This is a genomic window from Rheinheimera aquimaris (assembly GCF_020531985.1).
Lineage (GTDB): Bacteria > Pseudomonadota > Gammaproteobacteria > Enterobacterales > Alteromonadaceae > Alishewanella > Alishewanella aquimaris.
The window spans coordinates 311,575-329,198 of sequence record NZ_JAJAVQ010000004.1 but is presented as its reverse complement, the minus strand read 5'-3'; the positions used below and the strand labels follow the sequence as shown (position 1 = coordinate 329,198).

Annotated in this window: 16 protein-coding genes; 7 read left to right on the top strand and 9 right to left on the bottom strand. The window is 51.6% G+C overall.

What is annotated here, in order from left to right:
* Nucleotides 1-19 precede the first annotated feature (19 nt).
* From LHL18_RS14075 to kduD, 5 genes are all read right to left on the bottom strand, one after another.
* A complete protein-coding gene (locus tag LHL18_RS14075; RefSeq protein WP_226767535.1) occupies nucleotides 20-1,315 on the bottom strand; it encodes a TRAP transporter large permease in 1,296 nt (431 codons plus the stop codon).
* Nucleotides 1,315-1,815, bottom strand: coding sequence for a TRAP transporter small permease (locus tag LHL18_RS14070; RefSeq protein ID WP_226767534.1), 501 nt, complete (start codon nucleotides 1,813-1,815; stop codon nucleotides 1,315-1,317). Before LHL18_RS14070 ends, LHL18_RS14075 begins: the two co-directional genes overlap by 1 nt.
* Complete coding sequence (locus LHL18_RS14065) at nucleotides 1,808-2,815, bottom strand: TRAP transporter substrate-binding protein (protein WP_226767533.1); 1,008 nt, start codon at nucleotides 2,813-2,815, stop codon at nucleotides 1,808-1,810. The genes LHL18_RS14070 and LHL18_RS14065 overlap by 8 nt, the downstream gene beginning before the upstream one ends.
* Before the next feature lie 98 nt (nucleotides 2,816-2,913).
* Entirely contained in the window at nucleotides 2,914-3,756 is an 843-nt protein-coding gene (kduI, locus tag LHL18_RS14060) for a 5-dehydro-4-deoxy-D-glucuronate isomerase (RefSeq protein ID WP_226767532.1), read from the bottom strand.
* A gap of 26 nt (nucleotides 3,757-3,782) precedes the next feature.
* A complete protein-coding gene (kduD, locus tag LHL18_RS14055; RefSeq protein ID WP_226767531.1) occupies nucleotides 3,783-4,541 on the bottom strand; it encodes a 2-dehydro-3-deoxy-D-gluconate 5-dehydrogenase KduD in 759 nt (252 codons plus the stop codon).
* Between the two features lie 372 nt (nucleotides 4,542-4,913).
* Here kduD and LHL18_RS14050 point away from each other — a divergent pair, with 372 nt between their 5' ends.
* The 3 genes from LHL18_RS14050 to LHL18_RS14040 all read left to right on the top strand — a co-directional run bounded on the left by LHL18_RS14050 (nucleotide 4,914) and on the right by LHL18_RS14040 (nucleotide 11,070).
* A complete protein-coding gene (locus LHL18_RS14050; RefSeq protein WP_226767530.1) occupies nucleotides 4,914-7,676 on the top strand; it encodes a TonB-dependent receptor in 2,763 nt (920 codons plus the stop codon).
* Between the two features lie 115 nt (nucleotides 7,677-7,791).
* A complete protein-coding gene (locus LHL18_RS14045) occupies nucleotides 7,792-10,257 on the top strand; it encodes a glycoside hydrolase family 88 protein (protein ID WP_226767529.1) in 2,466 nt (821 codons plus the stop codon).
* Between the two features lie 54 nt (nucleotides 10,258-10,311).
* The gene (locus LHL18_RS14040; RefSeq protein WP_226767528.1) at nucleotides 10,312-11,070 is read left to right on the top strand and encodes a rhamnogalacturonan acetylesterase; all 759 of its coding nucleotides are present in this window, start codon (nucleotides 10,312-10,314) and stop codon (nucleotides 11,068-11,070) included.
* A gap of 255 nt (nucleotides 11,071-11,325) precedes the next feature.
* Here the strand turns inward: LHL18_RS14040 and grpE are convergent, their stop codons facing one another.
* On the bottom strand, nucleotides 11,326-11,898 hold the full coding sequence (gene grpE / locus LHL18_RS14035) for a nucleotide exchange factor GrpE (protein WP_134057412.1): 573 nt from the start codon (nucleotides 11,896-11,898) through the stop codon (nucleotides 11,326-11,328).
* 30 nt (nucleotides 11,899-11,928) lie between these two features.
* Entirely contained in the window at nucleotides 11,929-12,960 is a 1,032-nt protein-coding gene (hrcA, locus tag LHL18_RS14030) for a heat-inducible transcriptional repressor HrcA (RefSeq protein WP_226767527.1), read from the bottom strand.
* Nucleotides 12,961-13,087: 127 nt separating this feature from the next.
* Here hrcA and nadK point away from each other — a divergent pair, with 127 nt between their 5' ends.
* The 3 genes from nadK (at nucleotide 13,088) to LHL18_RS14015 (ending at nucleotide 16,156) form a co-directional block, all read left to right on the top strand.
* The gene (gene nadK / locus LHL18_RS14025) at nucleotides 13,088-13,969 is read left to right on the top strand and encodes an NAD(+) kinase (protein ID WP_226767526.1); all 882 of its coding nucleotides are present in this window, start codon (nucleotides 13,088-13,090) and stop codon (nucleotides 13,967-13,969) included.
* Between the two features lie 95 nt (nucleotides 13,970-14,064).
* Nucleotides 14,065-15,738 (top strand): DNA repair protein RecN, encoded by a 1,674-nt coding sequence (recN, locus tag LHL18_RS14020; protein WP_226767525.1) that lies wholly within the window; start codon nucleotides 14,065-14,067, stop codon nucleotides 15,736-15,738.
* Between the two features lie 67 nt (nucleotides 15,739-15,805).
* Entirely contained in the window at nucleotides 15,806-16,156 is a 351-nt protein-coding gene (locus LHL18_RS14015) for an outer membrane protein assembly factor BamE (protein ID WP_226767524.1), read from the top strand.
* A 59-nt stretch (nucleotides 16,157-16,215) separates the two neighbouring features.
* Here LHL18_RS14015 and LHL18_RS14010 read toward each other — a convergent pair whose 3' ends face one another.
* Together LHL18_RS14010 and LHL18_RS14005 are read right to left on the bottom strand one after the other, a co-directional pair.
* Nucleotides 16,216-16,563, bottom strand: coding sequence for an RnfH family protein (locus tag LHL18_RS14010; protein ID WP_226767523.1), 348 nt, complete (start codon nucleotides 16,561-16,563; stop codon nucleotides 16,216-16,218).
* Nucleotides 16,556-16,999, bottom strand: a complete 444-nt coding sequence (locus LHL18_RS14005) for a type II toxin-antitoxin system RatA family toxin (RefSeq protein WP_226767522.1) — start codon at nucleotides 16,997-16,999, stop codon at nucleotides 16,556-16,558. Before LHL18_RS14005 ends, LHL18_RS14010 begins: the two co-directional genes overlap by 8 nt.
* A gap of 106 nt (nucleotides 17,000-17,105) precedes the next feature.
* Between LHL18_RS14005 and smpB the strand changes: the two genes are divergently transcribed.
* Nucleotides 17,106-17,588: an SsrA-binding protein SmpB gene (gene smpB, locus LHL18_RS14000; RefSeq protein ID WP_134057427.1), complete on the top strand. Its 483-nt coding sequence runs from the start codon at nucleotides 17,106-17,108 to the stop codon at nucleotides 17,586-17,588.
* Nucleotides 17,589-17,624 lie beyond the last annotated feature (36 nt).

The following is a 17,624-nucleotide window of genomic DNA, read 5'->3' as shown; positions in this document are numbered from 1 at the left end:
CTCCTGAGTTTATTTAACGTTAAAAACCAAACTGAGCCGGTAGCCACTCACTTATCGCCGGTACATAAGTCACCAGCATCAGCACCACAAACATAGCCAGATATAGCGGCATCAACGGACGGATAATGGCTTCAAGCTTGGTTTTGGCAATAGCACAGCTGACAAACAACACACTGCCAACCGGCGGTGATACCAGGCCGATAGACAAGTTAAGCACCATCATGATGCCAAAATGCAACGGACTCATGCCCAGCTCGACCGCCACCGGTAAAAAGATCGGGGTAAAAATAAGCACTGCCGGCGTCATATCCATAAAGGCACCCACCAGCAGCAATATCAGGTTGATCATCAACAAAATCAGCAAAGGGTTGTCGCTAAGTGCCAGCATGGCTGCGCTTATCGTCTGAGGGATTTGCTCATAAGATAAAATCCATGACATCGCTGATGACGTCGCAATCAGCGCCAGCACTATGGCAGTGGTTTCAGCAGATTTCATTAAAATGGCAGGCAGCTCATCAGGCTTTACCTCGCGGTAAATACCTACAGCCAATACCAGCGAATACACTACAGCAATAGCACCAGCTTCTGTCGCGGTAAAAACGCCGCTGACTATGCCGCCGATAACCAGAAAAATCATAAACAGGCTGGGGATGGCCGCACCGACCTTTTGTACCACCAGTTTCAGCGGCAAGCGCGCGCCAACCGGGTAGCCTTTCAATCTGGCGTAACCAGCACAAACCAGCATCAGCGCCACGCCAAGCAAAATACCCGGTAAATATCCGGCGATAAACAAAGCGGCAATAGACACCCCGCCGCTGGCTATAGCGTATACAATCAGAATATTACTCGGCGGGATCAGCATGCCCGTTGTGGCCGCTGCAGCGGTAACTGCCGCGCTGTAGTTAATGTCGTAACCCTGTTTTTTCATCTCCGGCAACATAAAGCTGCCAATGGCCGATGTTGCCGCCACCGCTGAGCCTGAAATTGCACCGAAAAACATACAGGACACTACATTCACCAGCGCCAGACCGCCTGGCAGCATTCCCACCAGCGCCATAGCACATTCAATCAGGCGCTTGGCGATACCGCCGCGCCCCATGATAAGACCTGACAGCACAAAAAACGGTATTGCCAGCAACGCAAAGCTATTGATACCGCCAGCCATACGCTGCGCCATCGTAGTCACCGCCGGCATGACATCAACACTTAACAGCATCGTCGCCAGCGTGGCCAGGCCAATACAAAATGAAATGGGTACGTTTAGCAGCAGTAAGCCAAAAAATACCAGTAGTAAAACCAGAATCGCCATTTCCATCAGTGCATCCCCTCAACCGGCTGCATCGGCTTGTTCGCCGCCAGGTAATACAACTGACATACACCATAAAACGCGATTAACAGTCCCGATAAAGGTACCGCGATATAGATATACGCCATCTTAATATCTAACGCTGCCGACATCTGGTTCAGCTCGTAGGTCAGCGCGACCAGATTGCCACCGCCAACCACCATTACCGCAATGGCAAACAGTACTACTGAGGCGGTCAGCACCATTGCCAGCTTACGCTGCACAGCTTTGGGGAATTTCTGCGTTACAATATCCAACCCCAGATGCACACCGGTACGGTAGGCAAAAGCCGCCCCGACCATGCCAATCCAGATCAGCAAGGTTCGCGACAACTCTTCAGTAATGGAACTTGGTGCGTTTAACACGAAACGTGATATTACCTGCCAGCTCACCACCAACACGATGGCGGCCATCAACGACGCCAGAAACCATTTCAGTACCGTATCAACGGTATGGACTACTTTAGTCATCGCTAGCCTCCTGCTTGGCGCCAATGTCAGCAATCTGCTGCAGTAAAGGCCCGATATCGGTTTGTTTCAGGCTTTGATGAAAATCTGCCACTGCTTCGCGAAACGGTTGCTTGTCCGGGTAAATTACCTGGATACCGGCAGCTTTCACCGCCGCAAGCGCATCGTCTGATACCTGTTGCCAGGCCGAGCGCTGATAAGCGATAGAATCGTTGGCTGCCTGTTGCAACCATTGTTGCTGCTGTGGTGTTAACCCCTGCCATACTGGCAGGCTGACTATCAGCACATCAGGTACAGAGGTATGTTCATCCAGCGTATAGTATTTACTCAGCTCATAATGGCGTGACAGGTAAAAGCTTGGCGGGTTATTTTCAGCGCCGTCTACTACACCCTGCTGCAGCGCAGTGTATAGTTCGCCCCAGTCTACCGGTGTCGCAGCGCCGCCCAACTCTTCAACCATCCGCACAGCGGTCTGGCTGGCCAGCACACGGAATTTTTTACCGCGCAAATCTGCCGGAGTATGAATTTCGGTATTAGTAGAGTAAAAACTGCGGCTACCGGCGTCGTAATAGCCGAGGCCACGTAAACGGGCGCTTTGCAATGCCATTAACAGCTCGGTGCCGGTTTTACCGTTCAGTACCCGCCACAGGTGGGCATTGTCATTAAAAATATACGGCACGCTGAATACGCGCATCTGCGGTACAAAGCTCTCTACTGAACTGGCCGATACCTTGGTCATCGCCAGGCTGCCAATTTGCAACAGCTCTACCAGCTCGCGCTCATTACCTAACTGGCCGCCGCTGTAAATCTCAATACGCATGCTGCCGTTTGAATACTGATCAAGGCGCTCAGCCATCAGTACCATGGCTTTGTGCACCACATGTTCCTGGTCCAGCGCATGAGCCAGCCGTAATGTAGTCACCTCTTGCTGTGGCTTACAGCCTGCAAGCAGCGCAAGGCCAACCAGCAGCAGGCTGCATGCCTGCCGGGTATAATTTCTCATAACTCGTCCTACCCTGTTGCGGGACTGACATGTCTTACTGCATGTCTTAACTCAAAGCCTGCCCGAGGCAGGCGCGTATTAACGTGTTACGGCTGCCGTTACTTCATGGCACTGGCCGGAAATTTATCCATATCGTGATAATCCAGGTTTTCACCGGCCATACCCCAGATAAAGGCATAGTTGCTGGTACCACAGCCGCTGTGGATCGACCAGGCTGGCGACACTACTGCCTGCTCATTTGCCACCCAGATATGCCGGGTTTGCTGCGGCTGGCCCATAAAGTGGCACACACGCTGATCATCACCCAAGTTAAAATAGAAATAGGCTTCCATCCGCCGGTCATGCTGATGCGCCGGCATCGTGTTCCAAACACTGCCTGGCTTAAGCACGGTTAAGCCCATCTGCAACTGACAGGTTTCCACCACATCGTTAATCATTAACTGGTGAATAGCGCGCTCGTTCGAGGTTTCAAGTGCGCCCATCTGCAGCACGGTGCAGTTATCCATTGTCAGATGCTTAGTCGGGTAAGCATGGTGTGCCGGGGCCGAATTTAAATAAAACTTCGCCGGTTTAGCGTTGTCGCTGCTGTGAAAGCTGACATCCTCTGCGCCCATACCAACATACAGCGCTTCAGTGTTTTCAAGCGCGTACTCTTTGCCATCTACTTTCACGCTGCCAGTGCCACCAACGTTGATAATGCCCAGCTCACGCCGCTGCAAAAAGAATTGCGCTTTTAATGCCTCTGGTGCTTCAAGTTTTACCGGTGCCTTTACCGGTAATGCACTGCCGACAATAACGCGCTCATAGTGGGTGTAGCACAGCACCAGCTTATCGGCCTGCATCAGGTTGTCGACCAGAAAATGCTGCCGTAACTCGTCGGTATCATAGTGCTTCACATCATCCGGATGGGTCGGATAACGGCTCTCAAATAAAACAGTCATAAGTAACCTCGTTAAAAAGAATTCGTTTAGCGTGCCAACCAGCCACCGTCTACCGCCAACACGTGGCCGTTAACATAATCACTGGCACCGGAGGCCAGAAATACTGCGGCACCGGCTAAATCTTCCGGCTCGCCCCAGCGAGCTGCCGGTATGCGGGCAGTAATGGCGGCGTTGCGCTCGGTATCAGCCTGCAACGCCGCGGTGTTATCGGTACGAAAATACCCCGGCGCTATCGCATTAACCTGAATATTGTGCTGCGCCCATTCATTGGCCAGTGCTTTGGTTAAGCCGGCAATGGCGTGTTTACTGGCGGTGTAAGCAGGCACCGTAATACCGCCGCTGTACGACAGCATAGAGGCAATATTGATAATCTTGCCGCTTTTGCGCTTTATCATCTCAGCACCCAGCCGCTGACTGAGTAAAAATGCGGAGTCCAGATTCACCGCGATCACTTTATGCCATTCCTTCATCGGAAACTGATGAGCAGGCGCGCGGAAAATGGTGCCGCCACAGTTCACCAGTATATCTACCGGCCCCTGCGCCAGCGCTTGCTCGGCCAGCTGCTCAACCGCAGCCTCATCGCTTAAATCGGCGGCCAATACCAACGCCTGGCCACCGGCCGCGGTAATTTTTGCCACCGTATCGCGGCTGCCTTCGCTGCTTGAACTGGCGCAAATCACTTTGGCGCCAGCCTCTGCCAAAGCAACGGCTATTGCCTGGCCCAAACCACGGCTGGCCCCGGTCACCAAAGCTGTTTGCCCAGCCAGAGAAAATAAGCTTGCCATAGGCTCTCCTGTTAGCTTATCGGGCCTGTTGCCATAGCAAAATTGTTCAAATATGGAACAATTTAAAAAATCAAAAACAGCAACAAACCTTTAAAATTAAACACTTAACTAAAAAAGGCAGCATCTGATTACAAAATGTAGCCGATTTCGCCTCTATCAATAATTGACAGATTTTAGTTGATGGTGTTAGCTTTTTGCCATCGGTGGCACAAAATTGCAAGTTTTTTTTGCCACCGGTAGACAAAGCATATAAGCTGAATACAAAACAAGCAAATCGACAGGGAGCAGATAACCTTTGCTCCGAAAAAATGAATAAGGCCGGGCACGACCCAGGCTAAGACAACAAGTCAATTCAGGACGAGGTATACAGACATGGCTACTCGCAATACGCAATTCCGCCCCAGTAAACTGGTGCGCTCACTCACCCTGGCTGGGTTGGCGACGCTGCTTGGCGCAGCACCAGCACTACAAGCCCAGCAAACCGAGCAGCAACCAGCTCAGGTACAGGAAGAAGATATTGAAGTTATTACCGTTACCGGTGGTTTTCGCGGCAGTTTAGCCAGTGCTCTGAACCAGAAACGCTTTGAAACCGGCTCTACTGATACCATTAAAGCCGAAGATATAGCTGATTTCCCTGATCTTAACCTGGCAGAATCCTTACAACGTATTCCCGGCGTGGCCATTAGCCGCGCGGCCGGTGAAGGCCGGCAAATTTCAGTGCGCGGCCTTGGCCCGGATTTTACCCGCGTCCGCATTAACGGTATGGAAGCACAATCTACCAGCGGCGGTACCGACCAGATTGGTGGTGCTAACCGCGGCCGGGGTTTCGATTTCAATACCTTTTCATCTGACTTATTCAGCGAGCTGACGGTACGTAAAACCGCCTCTGCCAATATTGAAGAAGGCTCACTCGGCGCCACAGTCGATCTGCGCACCGCCCGTCCGTTCGATTATGACGGTTTAACCTTTGCCGCTAACGTACAGGCCGGCTACAACGATTTATCTGAAGAAGTTGACCCTAAAGCCTCGTTTTTAGTCAGCAATATTTTTGCCGATGGTAAATTTGGCGCCCTGTTCTCACTGGCGATGTCAGAACGTAATGTAAAGGATGAAGGTGCCAGCACGGTACGCTGGGACAACGTAAACGACTTCGGCACTTATCAGGGCAGTGCCGATGCGCCTGAATTACAGGCAATTAATGATGGTTTCCGTCCACGTTTACCGCGTTACGATTCTTATACTCACAACGTTAAGCGCACCGGCGCAGCGGCGGCTTTTGAATTCCGTCCCAGTTTAGAAACCCGCTTTAACCTGGATATTCTGTATTCAAAAGACGATTCCACCCGTAACGAAATCTTCACGCAGGGCATTCTGAACGGTAACAGCCAGGCAGCCCGGATGAACGTGCTGGATTACGAAATTGACGACACCAATACCGTAACCTACGCTGCCTTTGAAAATGCCACTGTACGTAATGAAAACCGCTACGATGAACTGGGTACCGAGTTTTTGCAGTTCAGTTTAAGTGCCCAGCATCAGCTAACTGACGATCTAAAAGTCGATGCGATGATTGGCCGTGCCGAATCTGAGTTTGACAACCCGATTCAAACCACTGTGGTGATGGAAAAAACCGGTGTTGATTTTAGTTACGACTACCGCGGCGGCAAACGTGAAGCGCCGGAGCTGTTGTTTGGTGCCGGCGTCTATGATGCTGAAGGCTGGAATACCAACAGCGTGCGCCTGCGTCCTTTAGGTGCTGAGAATACTTTCGATACAGCAGCACTTAATCTGGAATATATCCTGAATGAAAACCTGACACTGCGTAGCGGCCTGCATTATAAAAAGTTTGAGTTTGAAACTTATGAAGCGCGCCGTTCCAGTGAAAATGCCGGTGGTATCGTGATGACACCGGATCTGATCATGAACTACAACTCAGGCCTGGGTTCACAAGGTGCCTGGCTGGTGCCGGATCTGGCGGCAATTGATGCCGCTTACGATATCTACAGCAACACCGGTGCTTTTGAAGTCAGTGCCGAGAACAGGCTGGTGGATAACTATACTGCAGAAGAAAAGACGCTGGGCGCTTACCTGCAGCTGGCATTTGAAACCGAACTCGGTGATACCACTATCCGCGGTGATGTTGGTGGCCGCTATGTTAAAACCGACCAATCTTCAACGGCCTGGGCTACTTTGGGTGGTACCAGCGAACAAATTACCGCTGAACATGACTACAGCGAGTTTTTACCATCATTAAACCTGGTATTTGAACCACTGGAAGATGTGATTATCCGTTTTGGTTACGCCGAAGTAATGGCCCGTGCCGGCCTTGGCAGCATCCGCCCTAACGTTTCGGTATCGGTATCGGGTGGCTCGCGCAGCATCAGCGGTGGTAACCCGACACTGGAGCCGACCAAAGCCAAAACCTATGACCTGGGCTTAGAGCTGTATTTCGATAACGAATCACTGTTAGGTGTTGCGGTGTTCCGTAAAGATATTGACAGCTACGTGCAGGGCCTGCGTGAAACGAAATTATTTACCGAAACCGGTTTACCCATTCAGGCTGCAATTGATGCCTGTAATGCCGGCCCTGGCTACGGCCCGGACTGTAACGAGAACATTGAGTGGCAAACCAATACACCTCTGAACGCACCGGGAGGCAATCTGTACGGCTTTGAAGTACAGTACCAGATGCCATTTACCTTCCTGCCAGAAGGCTGGGACCGTTTCGGCTTTATCGGTAACTATACCTATGTAAAAGCCCAGATGGATTACATCAATGCGGATGGCCGCATTCTGGCAACCCGAGACTTACAGGGTTTATCAGAGTCTACCCGCAGTGCCACACTGTACTATGAAGATGAGAAGTTCAGCGCACGGGTGTCGTTAACAGACCGCTCGGATTACCTGACCAACGCTATCGGCCGTAACAACAATGATATGGAAGGCACTAACGCCACCCGTAACATTGATGCCGCGATGTCGTATCAGGTGACAGATAACTGGAAAGTCAGCCTCGAAGCCCTTAACCTGACCGACGAAGTAGATGATCAATGGGTAGACTCAAGCGGCAACCGCTTAACCTACTACCATGCTACCGGTCGCCAGTATTACTTAGGTGCCCAATATAAGTTCTGATGTAACAAGGCCGCTATGCCTCGCATAGCGGCTGTATTTCTCCCGCTAAACGCTGAGCCACGGACGGCCCGTTTTTACCCACGATGGAGCAACAATGTGTAACAACAGGTATTTTATGGCCCGCATCCTTTTTGGCAAAACCTTGTTAAGCCTCAGTATCGCTACCCTTATCAGCGCATGTTCACAGCAAAACTCATCCCCTGCACAAACTGATACCGCTGCTCAAAACAATATCGCGACATTGGGCCTGAGTAATCCATCTGATCACGCCCGAACCGATACTGTATTACTGCCTTACGCTGATTTGGGCATAGCGCCGGCGCAAGCTACAGCCTTGGTGGCTCAAACCGGTGGCAATCTTATTGCGTCACAATTGATTGATCATAACGGCGATGGTGAAAAAGATACTTTACTGCTGCAAGCAGAGCTGGCAGCAAGCACAACACAGAATATCAGCATCAGCAATAATCCGGCACTGTTTGCCGCGCAACAATTGCCCAAACGTACCCAGGCCGAAATTTCCCGTAAAACCGGCGGCCAGTGGCAAGGCGAAAAATACATCGGCGGCACCTTTGAAAATGTGACGGAAGTCACGCCACCGCCGCAATATACCGATCATTCTGAATGGATCCGCTACGAAGGCCCGGGCATAGAGTCTGACAAAGTCGGCTACCGTATTTATCTGGACTGGCGTAACGGCTTTGATGTGTTTGGCAATAAAACCGGTGCACCGGTACTGCACAAGGTTGGCCTGGATGGTTACGAGTCTTACCATCATATGGCGGACTGGGGCATGGATCTGCTAAAAGTTGGCAAATCGCTGGGTGCCGGCGGCTATGGTTACTGGGACGGCCAGCAGGTACAGCTGGTGTCTAAAGTCAGTGGCCACACCGCTAAAGTGATAGAAAACGGCCCCTTATATTCAGCATTGCAAATTCAATACAAAGACTGGCAAATCGCCGGTAAAACGCTGCAATTGACGGCCAACTTGTCAATGACAGCGGGCAGCCGCCTGGTACATACCCGGCTGACGACCAGTGAAATACTGGATAACTTCGCAGTGGGTTTGGTAAAACTACCCAAAACCAGACTACTGCAAGGCAAACTGGATATTCCGGGCCACAGCTGGACCTATCTGGCGACCTGGGGCGAGCAAACATTAACCGGTGGCAACGATAAGCTGGGCATGGCGGTGTTGTTTAAACGTGGCGACAATAAAGCCATAACCAGTGACAGCAACAGCCACGTCGCCGTACTGGAGCCATCTGGCACAGAGCTGGAATACTATTTTCTGTCAGCCTGGGATGGCGAGCCCGGCGGCATTACCACAGAAGCAGAGTTTGTTGCTTACCTGCAGCAGGAGGCGGAAAAACTAACGCTGGCACCGCGTACAGAGCTTAAAACTGCGTTATCGCAGCAGCAAAAAGCCGGCCCACTGACCGCGCAAAAGGCGCTTGACTGGAGTGAGCGCCTGGCCGCCAGTGAAATGCAGCGCCAAACCCCCTACTACGCTTTTGGTGGCTGGGACTACGAACGCGGCCGGCCGAGTAAATGGGAATACACCACCGGGCTGCAATTGCAGGCCTATGATGACCTGCTACAACTACGACCCAACCCAGAGTGGCAGCAGGTACTGACGGATGTTATCGATTCCTTTATTACTGCCGATGGCGATATCCGAACCTATAAACTGACGAATTTTAATATCGACAGTTTAAATACCGGCAATATGCTGCTGCGTGAATATCAGCGTAACCCGAAGCCGCAGTATAAGCAGGCACTGGACTTGCTACGCAAGCAATTAGCAGAGCACCCGCGTACCAGTGAAGGTGCGTTCTGGCATAAAAAAATCTACCCGCATCAGCTATGGCTGGACGGCGTCTATATGGGCATGCCGTTTCTGGCTAATTACACCACAGCGTTTGAACAAGGCCACGCGCTGGATGAAGTGGTAAAAGAATTTACCATCAGCCGGGCCAAACTGCGTGACCCGGCAACCGGGCTTTACTACCACGGCTGGGACGAAGCTAAAGCACAAAACTGGGCGGATAAAGACACCGGCCTGGCCAGCCAGTTCTGGGGCCGCGGCTTAGGCTGGCTGGCGATGGCACTGGTTGATGTGCTCGACACCATACCCGCAGATCAGGCAGAACTGCGCCAGCCGCTGCTCGATATGAGTGCTGAGCTGGCTGCAGCGCTGGTGAAAGTGCAGGATGCCAAAACCGGCGTCTGGTATCAGATTTTGGACAAACCCAATGCCACCGGCAATTATCTGGAATCTTCCGGCAGCAGCATGTTTGCCTACTTCTTTGCCAAAGGCGTGAATAATGGTTACCTGGACGCACGCTATAAAGATACGGCGATTAAAGCCTATCAGGGCCTGATAAACGAATTTGTTCTGGTGCATACGGATAACAGTGTCAGCCTGACCAATACCTGCCAGGTCGCCGGCCTGGGTTTTGGTCGCGATGGCAGCTACAACTATTACATGAGCGAACCGGTGATCCGTAACGATGCCAAAGCCAATGGCCCATTTATTATGGCCGGTGTACAGGTTGCGCGCTTACTCTCTGCTAACTGATTTCTTCCGGTGTATTCGGCCGGCATTTGCCGGCCATTTTTTTAAGGGAACAGCATGCGCTTACTACTTTCTTTGTTTTTAACCGGCCTGAGCCTGATATTGCCAGCTCAGGCACAACAGCCCTCAACCGTTACGCTACATCTGGTCGGCGACTCGACTATGTCGGATAAACCTAACCTGGCTTACCCAGAGCGTGGTTGGGGCCAGCTGCTGCCCGAGTTTTTATTACCGCAACTTAAGGTGGTGAACCATGCAGCCAATGGCCGCAGCACCCGCCGTTTCTTAAATGAAGGCCGCTGGCAGCTACTGCTTAGTGAACTGGCTAAAGGTGATTATGTCTTGATCCAGTTTGGCCATAACGACTCGAAACAGTCTGATCCCGAGCGCTTTGCCGACGCCGATACCGACTATCAGCGTTTTCTGAAGCAGTTTATTACCGAGGTGCAGGCAAAAGGCGCCACGCCTATGCTGGCCAGCTCTATTTGCCGGCGTAACTTTGCACAAGACGGCACCCTTAAGCGCGATTTGGCCGACTACGCGAACGCGGCAGCCAAAGTTGCTACAGAAACACAGGTAAGCTTTTTTGATTTGCAGCGGTTAAGCTGCGATTTCTGGCAGCAGCTGGGCCTAGCCGACAGCCAACCGTATTTTATTCAGGTACCGGCGGGGTTGTATCAGAAGTTTCCGGATGGTAAAACCGACAATACCCACCTGACCTTACAGGGCGCAAGCCGGATAGCGCAGTTTTTTGTGCAGGAGTTAAAACGTCAGCAGCATCCACTGGCAAACTATGTTTATCGCGAGCTGTTATAGCCGTCGAATATACCTTATGAACCAGCGATATCGGTTTGTCCTAAGCTAACCGTTGGAGCCCCGGACGGGCGGACAAATTCGTCAGGAACGAATTTGAACAGCTTCGCTGCCCAATAGGGGAAACTTCATGGATGAAGTTTATAAACGAGCCCCCAGGGATGGGTTCACGGCGTGTTAGCGTGGATAAACCGATTGTAGCGGGACTGCATGCAAACCTGCCTATACGACAGGTTTGCCCAGTCAGATTATGCCGGATTACTCTGGCGCTTTTGATACACCGACCATCGCCGGGCGCAGCAGGCGGCCGTTTAACTCATAGCCTTTTTGCATGACAAAAGTTACGGTGTTTGGCGCCACATCAGCCGATGGCTGAATGCTCATTGCCTGATGCAATTCAGGGTTAAACGGCTGGCCTTGCGGGTCAATCTGGTTTACGCCGAATTTGGCGACGGTATCCAGGAAGCTTTTCAGCGTCAGCTCTACGCCTTCAATCACGCCTTTTAACGCTTCATCTTCGCGGTTAATAAAGCCCAGTGCGCGCTCTAAGTTATCGACGACCGGCAGCAAGTCACCGGCAAACTTTTCCAGCGCAAACTTGTGTGCTTTCTCAACGTCCAGGCTGGCGCGGCGGCGGATATTTTCAGATTCAGCCTTAATGCGCAGCATCACATCCTGTTGCTCTGCAACCTGCGCTTTGGCTTCAGCCAGTTCAGCTTCTAATTTTGCGATAATGGCCTGCTCACCGGATAACTCAACGGTATCAGCGTGCTCGTTGGTTTGAGCGGTTTGTTCAGTGGTATTGTCGTTAGGCTGTTGTTGCTCAGTCATGCGTTACTACTCCCAAATTAAGTAGGTGTATTATGGGGATGCTTGGCGCCGATTCAAGTTTAAATTTAACTGACGGGCGCAAGCGTCCACCAGTGGAATGAGTCTGGCGTAGTTCATGCGCCGGGGGCCGAGTAAGGCTATAAAACGTTTTGGTTGGATCTGGTAGCGCTGCGCAATCACGCTGACATTGGCCAGCTCAACAAAGCCCGACTCTTTGCCCAGCAACAACTTAGGCTGATCGTCCTGCGTCACCGATTGTAATAACTGCACCAGCCCGTCGGGCCGCTCCAGCATCTGCATCACCTGCTGCAATGCCGGGTTTTGCTGATATTCCGGCGTTAACAGCAACTGGTGCTGACCATAAATTAATGGCTGATGCTGCTGCAGTTCATCTAAACTGAGCTGCCCTAACACTTTTTGCAGCAGCTGCTGGCACAATGCGGTTTCACCGCGCACTATGACCCCGAGCCGCTCAATACCATCCTGCCACTGGCCGCCACCGCCAAGCGCGGCATTCAGTAAACACAACACCCGGCTTAAGGTGCTGCTATCAATTGCTGACTCACAATGCAGTACCCGGTGCAGAATATCGCCATCTTCATCTATTACCACCAGTAGTAAACGGTCACTGGCAAGACGCACCAGGTCAATTTGCCGGACAATACGGCCATCGGCTTTGGGCGCACTGACAATGGCTACAAAGCCTGTCAGGTTCGTCAGCAACTGACCGACCTGCTGGCACAACAATGACACCGGTAGCTGCGGCACCAGCTTGCGCTGCAGCTCATTATTCCAGAAACCTGACAACGGCTGCAGCTGCAGCATTTTATCAATGAATAGCCTGATACCCGCTGTGGTCGGTATTCTGCCGGCAGATGTATGTGGTGAGCGGATAAAGCCCTGCTGTTCCAGCAGCATCATGGTATTGCGAACTGTTGCAGAACTGACAGCTAACTGGGCGTTATCGGCCAGCGCCTTCGACGACACCGGCTGACCATCCAGCAAATACTGCTCTACAATCAGCTTTAAAATCAGCTCAGGTCTGCTCAGGGTTAGGGTCATGCGCCATGCTCACTTCAATACTGTACTCGGATATGGGGGCTTAAGCTGGCAATTCAAGCTGAAAACGGCGCTAGTGTCTGCTGGCAGCTGTCGTTATACTGCAGTAACGCTTTGAAAGGAAACCGCTATGCAACACGCCTTTACTACCGTTGGCCTGATTGGCAAACCCCACCACCAGGGTGCAAACAACACCTTGATGGCACTGTGTGCTTTTTTACAGCAACAGGGGCTGAAAATCTACGTTGAAGAGCGGGTAGCAGAATCACTGAATATCGCTGGTGTAGAAGTGCTGGATCTGGTCGAATTGGGCAAAAAGTGTGATCTGGCAATCGTGGTTGGCGGTGACGGTAACATGCTGGGTGCAGCGCGGGTGCTGGCACGCTTCGATGTCGCGGTGCTTGGGGTAAACCGCGGTAACCTCGGCTTTTTAACCGACCTGGCGCCAGAGAGCTTTCAGCAACCGCTATCTGAAGTACTGGCCGGTAACTTTGTCACCGAAAAGCGCAACCTGCTGGAAATCTCTGTGCACCGTCACGGCGCAATCAAAAGCAGCAACAGCGCAGTAAATGAAGCAGTACTGCATGCCGACAAAGTCGCGCATATGATTGAATTTGAAGCCTATATCAATAATGAGTTTGTTTACAGCCAGCGCTCTGATGGCCTTATTGTCAGCACACCTACCGGTTCCACTGCCTACTCGCTATCCGGTGGCGGCCCTATCTTAACCCCCGATCTCGATGCCGTTACACTGGTGCCGATGTTTCCACACACGCTAAGCAGCCGGCCGCTGGTTGTATCAGGCAACAGTGAAATTCGCCTCAAAGTAGCCAGCACTAACGATGCACACCTGCAGATCAGCTGCGACAGCCACGTGATACTGGCGGTGATGCCGGGTGACGATATTTATATCCGCAAACACCCTACCCCACTGCGCCTGGTGCACCCGCCGGGATACAGTTATTTTCACGTACTGCGTAACAAGCTGGGCTGGGGTAGCAAACTTTATTAAAGCCCCCCTTGCCAGCACCGGTTTTACTGTATAAAGTTACTGTATAAATAACCACTGTTTTTTATATCAGTAATATTAATACACCGGAGCAACGCATGCTGTGTCATCTGCATATCAGTAATTTTGCTATTGTTCGCGCGCTGGAAATCGACTGGGCCAGCGGCATGTCTACCATTACCGGCGAAACCGGTGCCGGTAAATCGATTGCCATTGATGCGCTGTCGTTGTGTCTGGGAGAACGGGCAGATGCCGGTGTGGTGCGCCCGGGCGCAGATAAAGCGGATATTGTCGCCAGTTTTGACATCAGTAAGTTAACCGGTGCGCAGCAGTGGCTGGCCGAGCAGGATTTAGCGATGGGCCACGAATGTATCGTGCGCCGGGTAGTCAGCAGCGAGGGCCGTTCGCGCGGCTACATTAACGGGGTGCAAGTACCGGCCCAACAGCTGAAAGCGTTAGGCCAGCACTTACTCAGCATTCATGGCCAGCACGCGCATCAGCAATTATTAAAGCAGGATTACCAGCGCCAGCTGCTAGATGCTTTTGCCGCTAACAGCAGCACGCGGGACGCGACCCGTAGTGCCTGGCGCGGGTGGCAGCAACTGCAACGTGAATACAGCGAGTTATTGCAGTCACAGCAACAACGCGATGCACAGCGTCAACTGCTGGAGTATCAGGTAGCTGAACTGGATAACTTTGCACCACTGGATAACGAATACCCGCAGCTGGAAGCTGAACACAGCCGTTTAAGCCATGGCAATACCCTGCTTAGCCAAAGCCAGCAGTGCCTGCAGCTAATGTATGATGATGAGCAGCAAAACATTTATCAGGCACTATCGCAGGTAAGCGCCCAGCTGGAGCAACTTACCGCGCTGGACCCGGCACTTGGCAATGTTACACAGATGGTCAGCGATGCGCTGGTACAAACCGAAGAAGCCAGCCGTGAACTGCGCCGCTATGCAGATAAAGTTGAGCTTGACCCGGAGCGCCTGGCGCAGGTAGACGAACGGTTAAGCCAGTGGCTGAACCTGGCGCGTAAACATCAGGTTAGCAACGAAGAGTTACCGGCATTGCATCAGCAACTGGCAGAGCAATTGGCCGCGCTGACCGGCAACGACAAACGCCTGCTACAGCTATCAGCAGATATTCAGCAGGCCGAGCAGCATTACATGGCACAAGCCCAGCAATTAAGCCAGCAGCGCCAGCAGGCGGCAGAGGTGCTAAGCAATAAGATCAGCGCCAGCATGCACGAACTGAGCATGGCCAATGCCCGTTTTACCATAGTGCTGCAACAACTGGGTGCCGAACAGGCCAGCGCTAACGGTATTGATAGCGTGGAATTTCAGGTATCAACCAACCCGGGCCAACCGCTGCAGGCGCTGCATAAAGTGGCATCCGGCGGTGAGTTATCCCGTATCAGCCTGGCAATACAGGTGATCCTAGCGGATAAAATTACTACCCCTACACTGATTTTCGACGAAGTGGATGTGGGTATCAGCGGCCCGGTCGCAGCCGGTGTCGGCCGTTTATTACGCCAGTTGGGCGAATCGACGCAGATTATTTGTGTTACGCACTTACCGCAGGTCGCCAGTCAGGGCCATCAGCAATTGTTCGTTGAAAAATACACCGACGGCCAGGCCACTGAAACCCGCATGCGCCAGCTGAGCGATGACGACAGAATTAGCGAAATTGCCCGCTTACTGGCGGGGGAAAATATCAGTGCCAGTGCACTGGCAAACGCACGCGAACTTTTATGCGCACCGGCAGTCTGAAAGAAGGTTTTTCACCGCGCCAATCATAGGGTATGATGAGGCCATTATGTTTAAGCAGAAGTGACAGATGAAAGCAGTAATTCAGACTTTAGCACTGGTAGCAGGTTTAGTGGGTTTAAGTGCCTGTAGTAGTTGGGTGTATCGGATTGATATTCCACAGGGCAACTTTTTAGAGCAGAAAGACATTGATAAACTGCGCGTTGCGATGACCAAAGAGCAGGTAAAGTTTGTTCTGGGCACCCCTGTTGCCAGCAATGCTTTTGATAACGACACCTGGCATTACTTTTATGCCCTGAAGAGCGGTAACGGTAACCATTTTGAGAAACAGCTGATTGTCGAGTTTAAAGACAATAAGCTGCAGGATATTAAAGGCGATTTTGATAAGTCAGCCGATTTTAATACACCGCTGGATATTTAATACAGCACAGCCTGATATCTCATCAAGGATGACGATGAAGCCAGCGGAAGCTGGCTTTTTTATTCGCTGCTGGCTTTAACATCATGCGGCCGGCCACCGGTTACTTTGTCTGCCCGGCCTTCTTCTTTTGCCTTTTCAGCCCGGCGCCGGCGTAAATCTTTCGGGTCAGCAATCAGTGGCCGGTAAATTTCTATCCTGTCGCCTGCTTTTACCCGGTCATCCAGTTTCACCGGCCGGCTCCAGATACCTACTTTCTGGCTGTTAAGGTCTATTTCGCTGAACTGCTGCAAAATACCGCTTAGCTCGATGATTTGCTGCACGCTGCTATCAGGTGACACATTAACGGTTAGCAAACTTTGCCGCTCCGGCAGTGCGTATGCCACTTCTACAGTAATAAAATCAGCCATGCTGGTCTCCGTATACCTGCTTTGCCCGCTGGGTAAAGGCATTAACCATGGAGGCAGTAAGCTCAGAGAAAATTTTGCCAAAGGCAAACTGTACCAGTTTGCTGGAAAACTCAAACTCCAGCTTTAAGATTACCTTACAGGCCGTCTCACTTAATGGCTGAAACTCCCAGCCCCCGCTTAAGCGTTTAAATGGCCCATCCACCAGTTGCATACCAATACGCTGATGCGGATGTAAAGTATTGCGGGTGGTAAAACTATGGCCTATGCCGGCCTTGGAAACGGTCAATGATGCCACCATCTCAGTATCAGACTGACTGATAATACGGGCAGAGGAACAACCGGGCAAAAACTGAGGGTAATCAGGTATAGCGTTGACTAAGTCAAACATCTGCTGTGCACTATAAAAAACCAGCGCACTGCGCTCAATTTGTGGCATACTCTCTCCCCTTTAAACTCGCCGCCGATTGTAACAGATTAATGCGCTGCAACAAGGCTTGAGCCACTGCCGTCACCCAAAACAGAGCTGCGATAAATAACAGATTATGAGTAAAAAACAAGCAAACAAAAACAAGAACGGTACCATAGCGCAAAACCGCAAAGCGCGGCATGAGTACTTTCTGGAAGACCGCTACGAAGCCGGCGTAGCCCTGCAGGGCTGGGAGCTGAAGAGTATCCGCGAGGGCAAGGTAAACTTGTCTGACTCTTACGTTATTTTGCACCACGGCGAAGCCTTTTTGCTGGGTGCACAAATTCAGCCATTAAACAGCGCTTCAACCCACGTGGTATGTGACCCAGAGCGCAGCCGTAAACTGCTGTTGCACAAACGCGAGCTTAACAAGCTGATTGGTTTGAAAGAGCGCGAAGGCTATACGCTGGTTGCCACGGCTATGTATTGGAAAGCCTGTTGGGTAAAACTGGAGTTTCATCTGGCGAAGGGTAAGAAAAGCTTTGATAAGCGTGATGATATTAAAGACAGAGACTGGTCACGCGAAAAAGAACGGATGATGAAGCACTCTAAACGCTGAGTGCCCTTGAAACTTTATCGGCATAACCCCATCTAA

Coding starts and splice junctions, on each gene's coding strand:
- grpE (WP_134057412.1), bottom strand. CDS start 11,898: ATGACTGAGCAACAACAGCCTAACGACAATACCACTGAACAAACCGCT.
- recN (WP_226767525.1), top strand. CDS start 14,065: ATGCTGTGTCATCTGCATATCAGTAATTTTGCTATTGTTCGCGCGCTG.
- kduI (WP_226767532.1), bottom strand. CDS start 3,756: ATGACTGTTTTATTTGAGAGCCGTTATCCGACCCATCCGGATGATGTG.
- LHL18_RS14065 (WP_226767533.1), bottom strand. CDS start 2,815: ATGAGAAATTATACCCGGCAGGCATGCAGCCTGCTGCTGGTTGGCCTT.
- LHL18_RS14010 (WP_226767523.1), bottom strand. CDS start 16,563: ATGGCTGATTTTATTACTGTAGAAGTGGCATACGCACTGCCGGAGCGG.
- LHL18_RS14015 (WP_226767524.1), top strand. CDS start 15,806: ATGAAAGCAGTAATTCAGACTTTAGCACTGGTAGCAGGTTTAGTGGGT.
- LHL18_RS14045 (WP_226767529.1), top strand. CDS start 7,792: ATGGCCCGCATCCTTTTTGGCAAAACCTTGTTAAGCCTCAGTATCGCT.
- LHL18_RS14050 (WP_226767530.1), top strand. CDS start 4,914: ATGGCTACTCGCAATACGCAATTCCGCCCCAGTAAACTGGTGCGCTCA.
- kduD (WP_226767531.1), bottom strand. CDS start 4,541: ATGGCAAGCTTATTTTCTCTGGCTGGGCAAACAGCTTTGGTGACCGGG.
- smpB (WP_134057427.1), top strand. CDS start 17,106: ATGAGTAAAAAACAAGCAAACAAAAACAAGAACGGTACCATAGCGCAA.
- hrcA (WP_226767527.1), bottom strand. CDS start 12,960: ATGACCCTAACCCTGAGCAGACCTGAGCTGATTTTAAAGCTGATTGTA.
- LHL18_RS14040 (WP_226767528.1), top strand. CDS start 10,312: ATGCGCTTACTACTTTCTTTGTTTTTAACCGGCCTGAGCCTGATATTG.
- LHL18_RS14075 (WP_226767535.1), bottom strand. CDS start 1,315: ATGGAAATGGCGATTCTGGTTTTACTACTGGTATTTTTTGGCTTACTG.
- nadK (WP_226767526.1), top strand. CDS start 13,088: ATGCAACACGCCTTTACTACCGTTGGCCTGATTGGCAAACCCCACCAC.
- LHL18_RS14005 (WP_226767522.1), bottom strand. CDS start 16,999: ATGCCACAAATTGAGCGCAGTGCGCTGGTTTTTTATAGTGCACAGCAG.
- LHL18_RS14070 (WP_226767534.1), bottom strand. CDS start 1,815: ATGACTAAAGTAGTCCATACCGTTGATACGGTACTGAAATGGTTTCTG.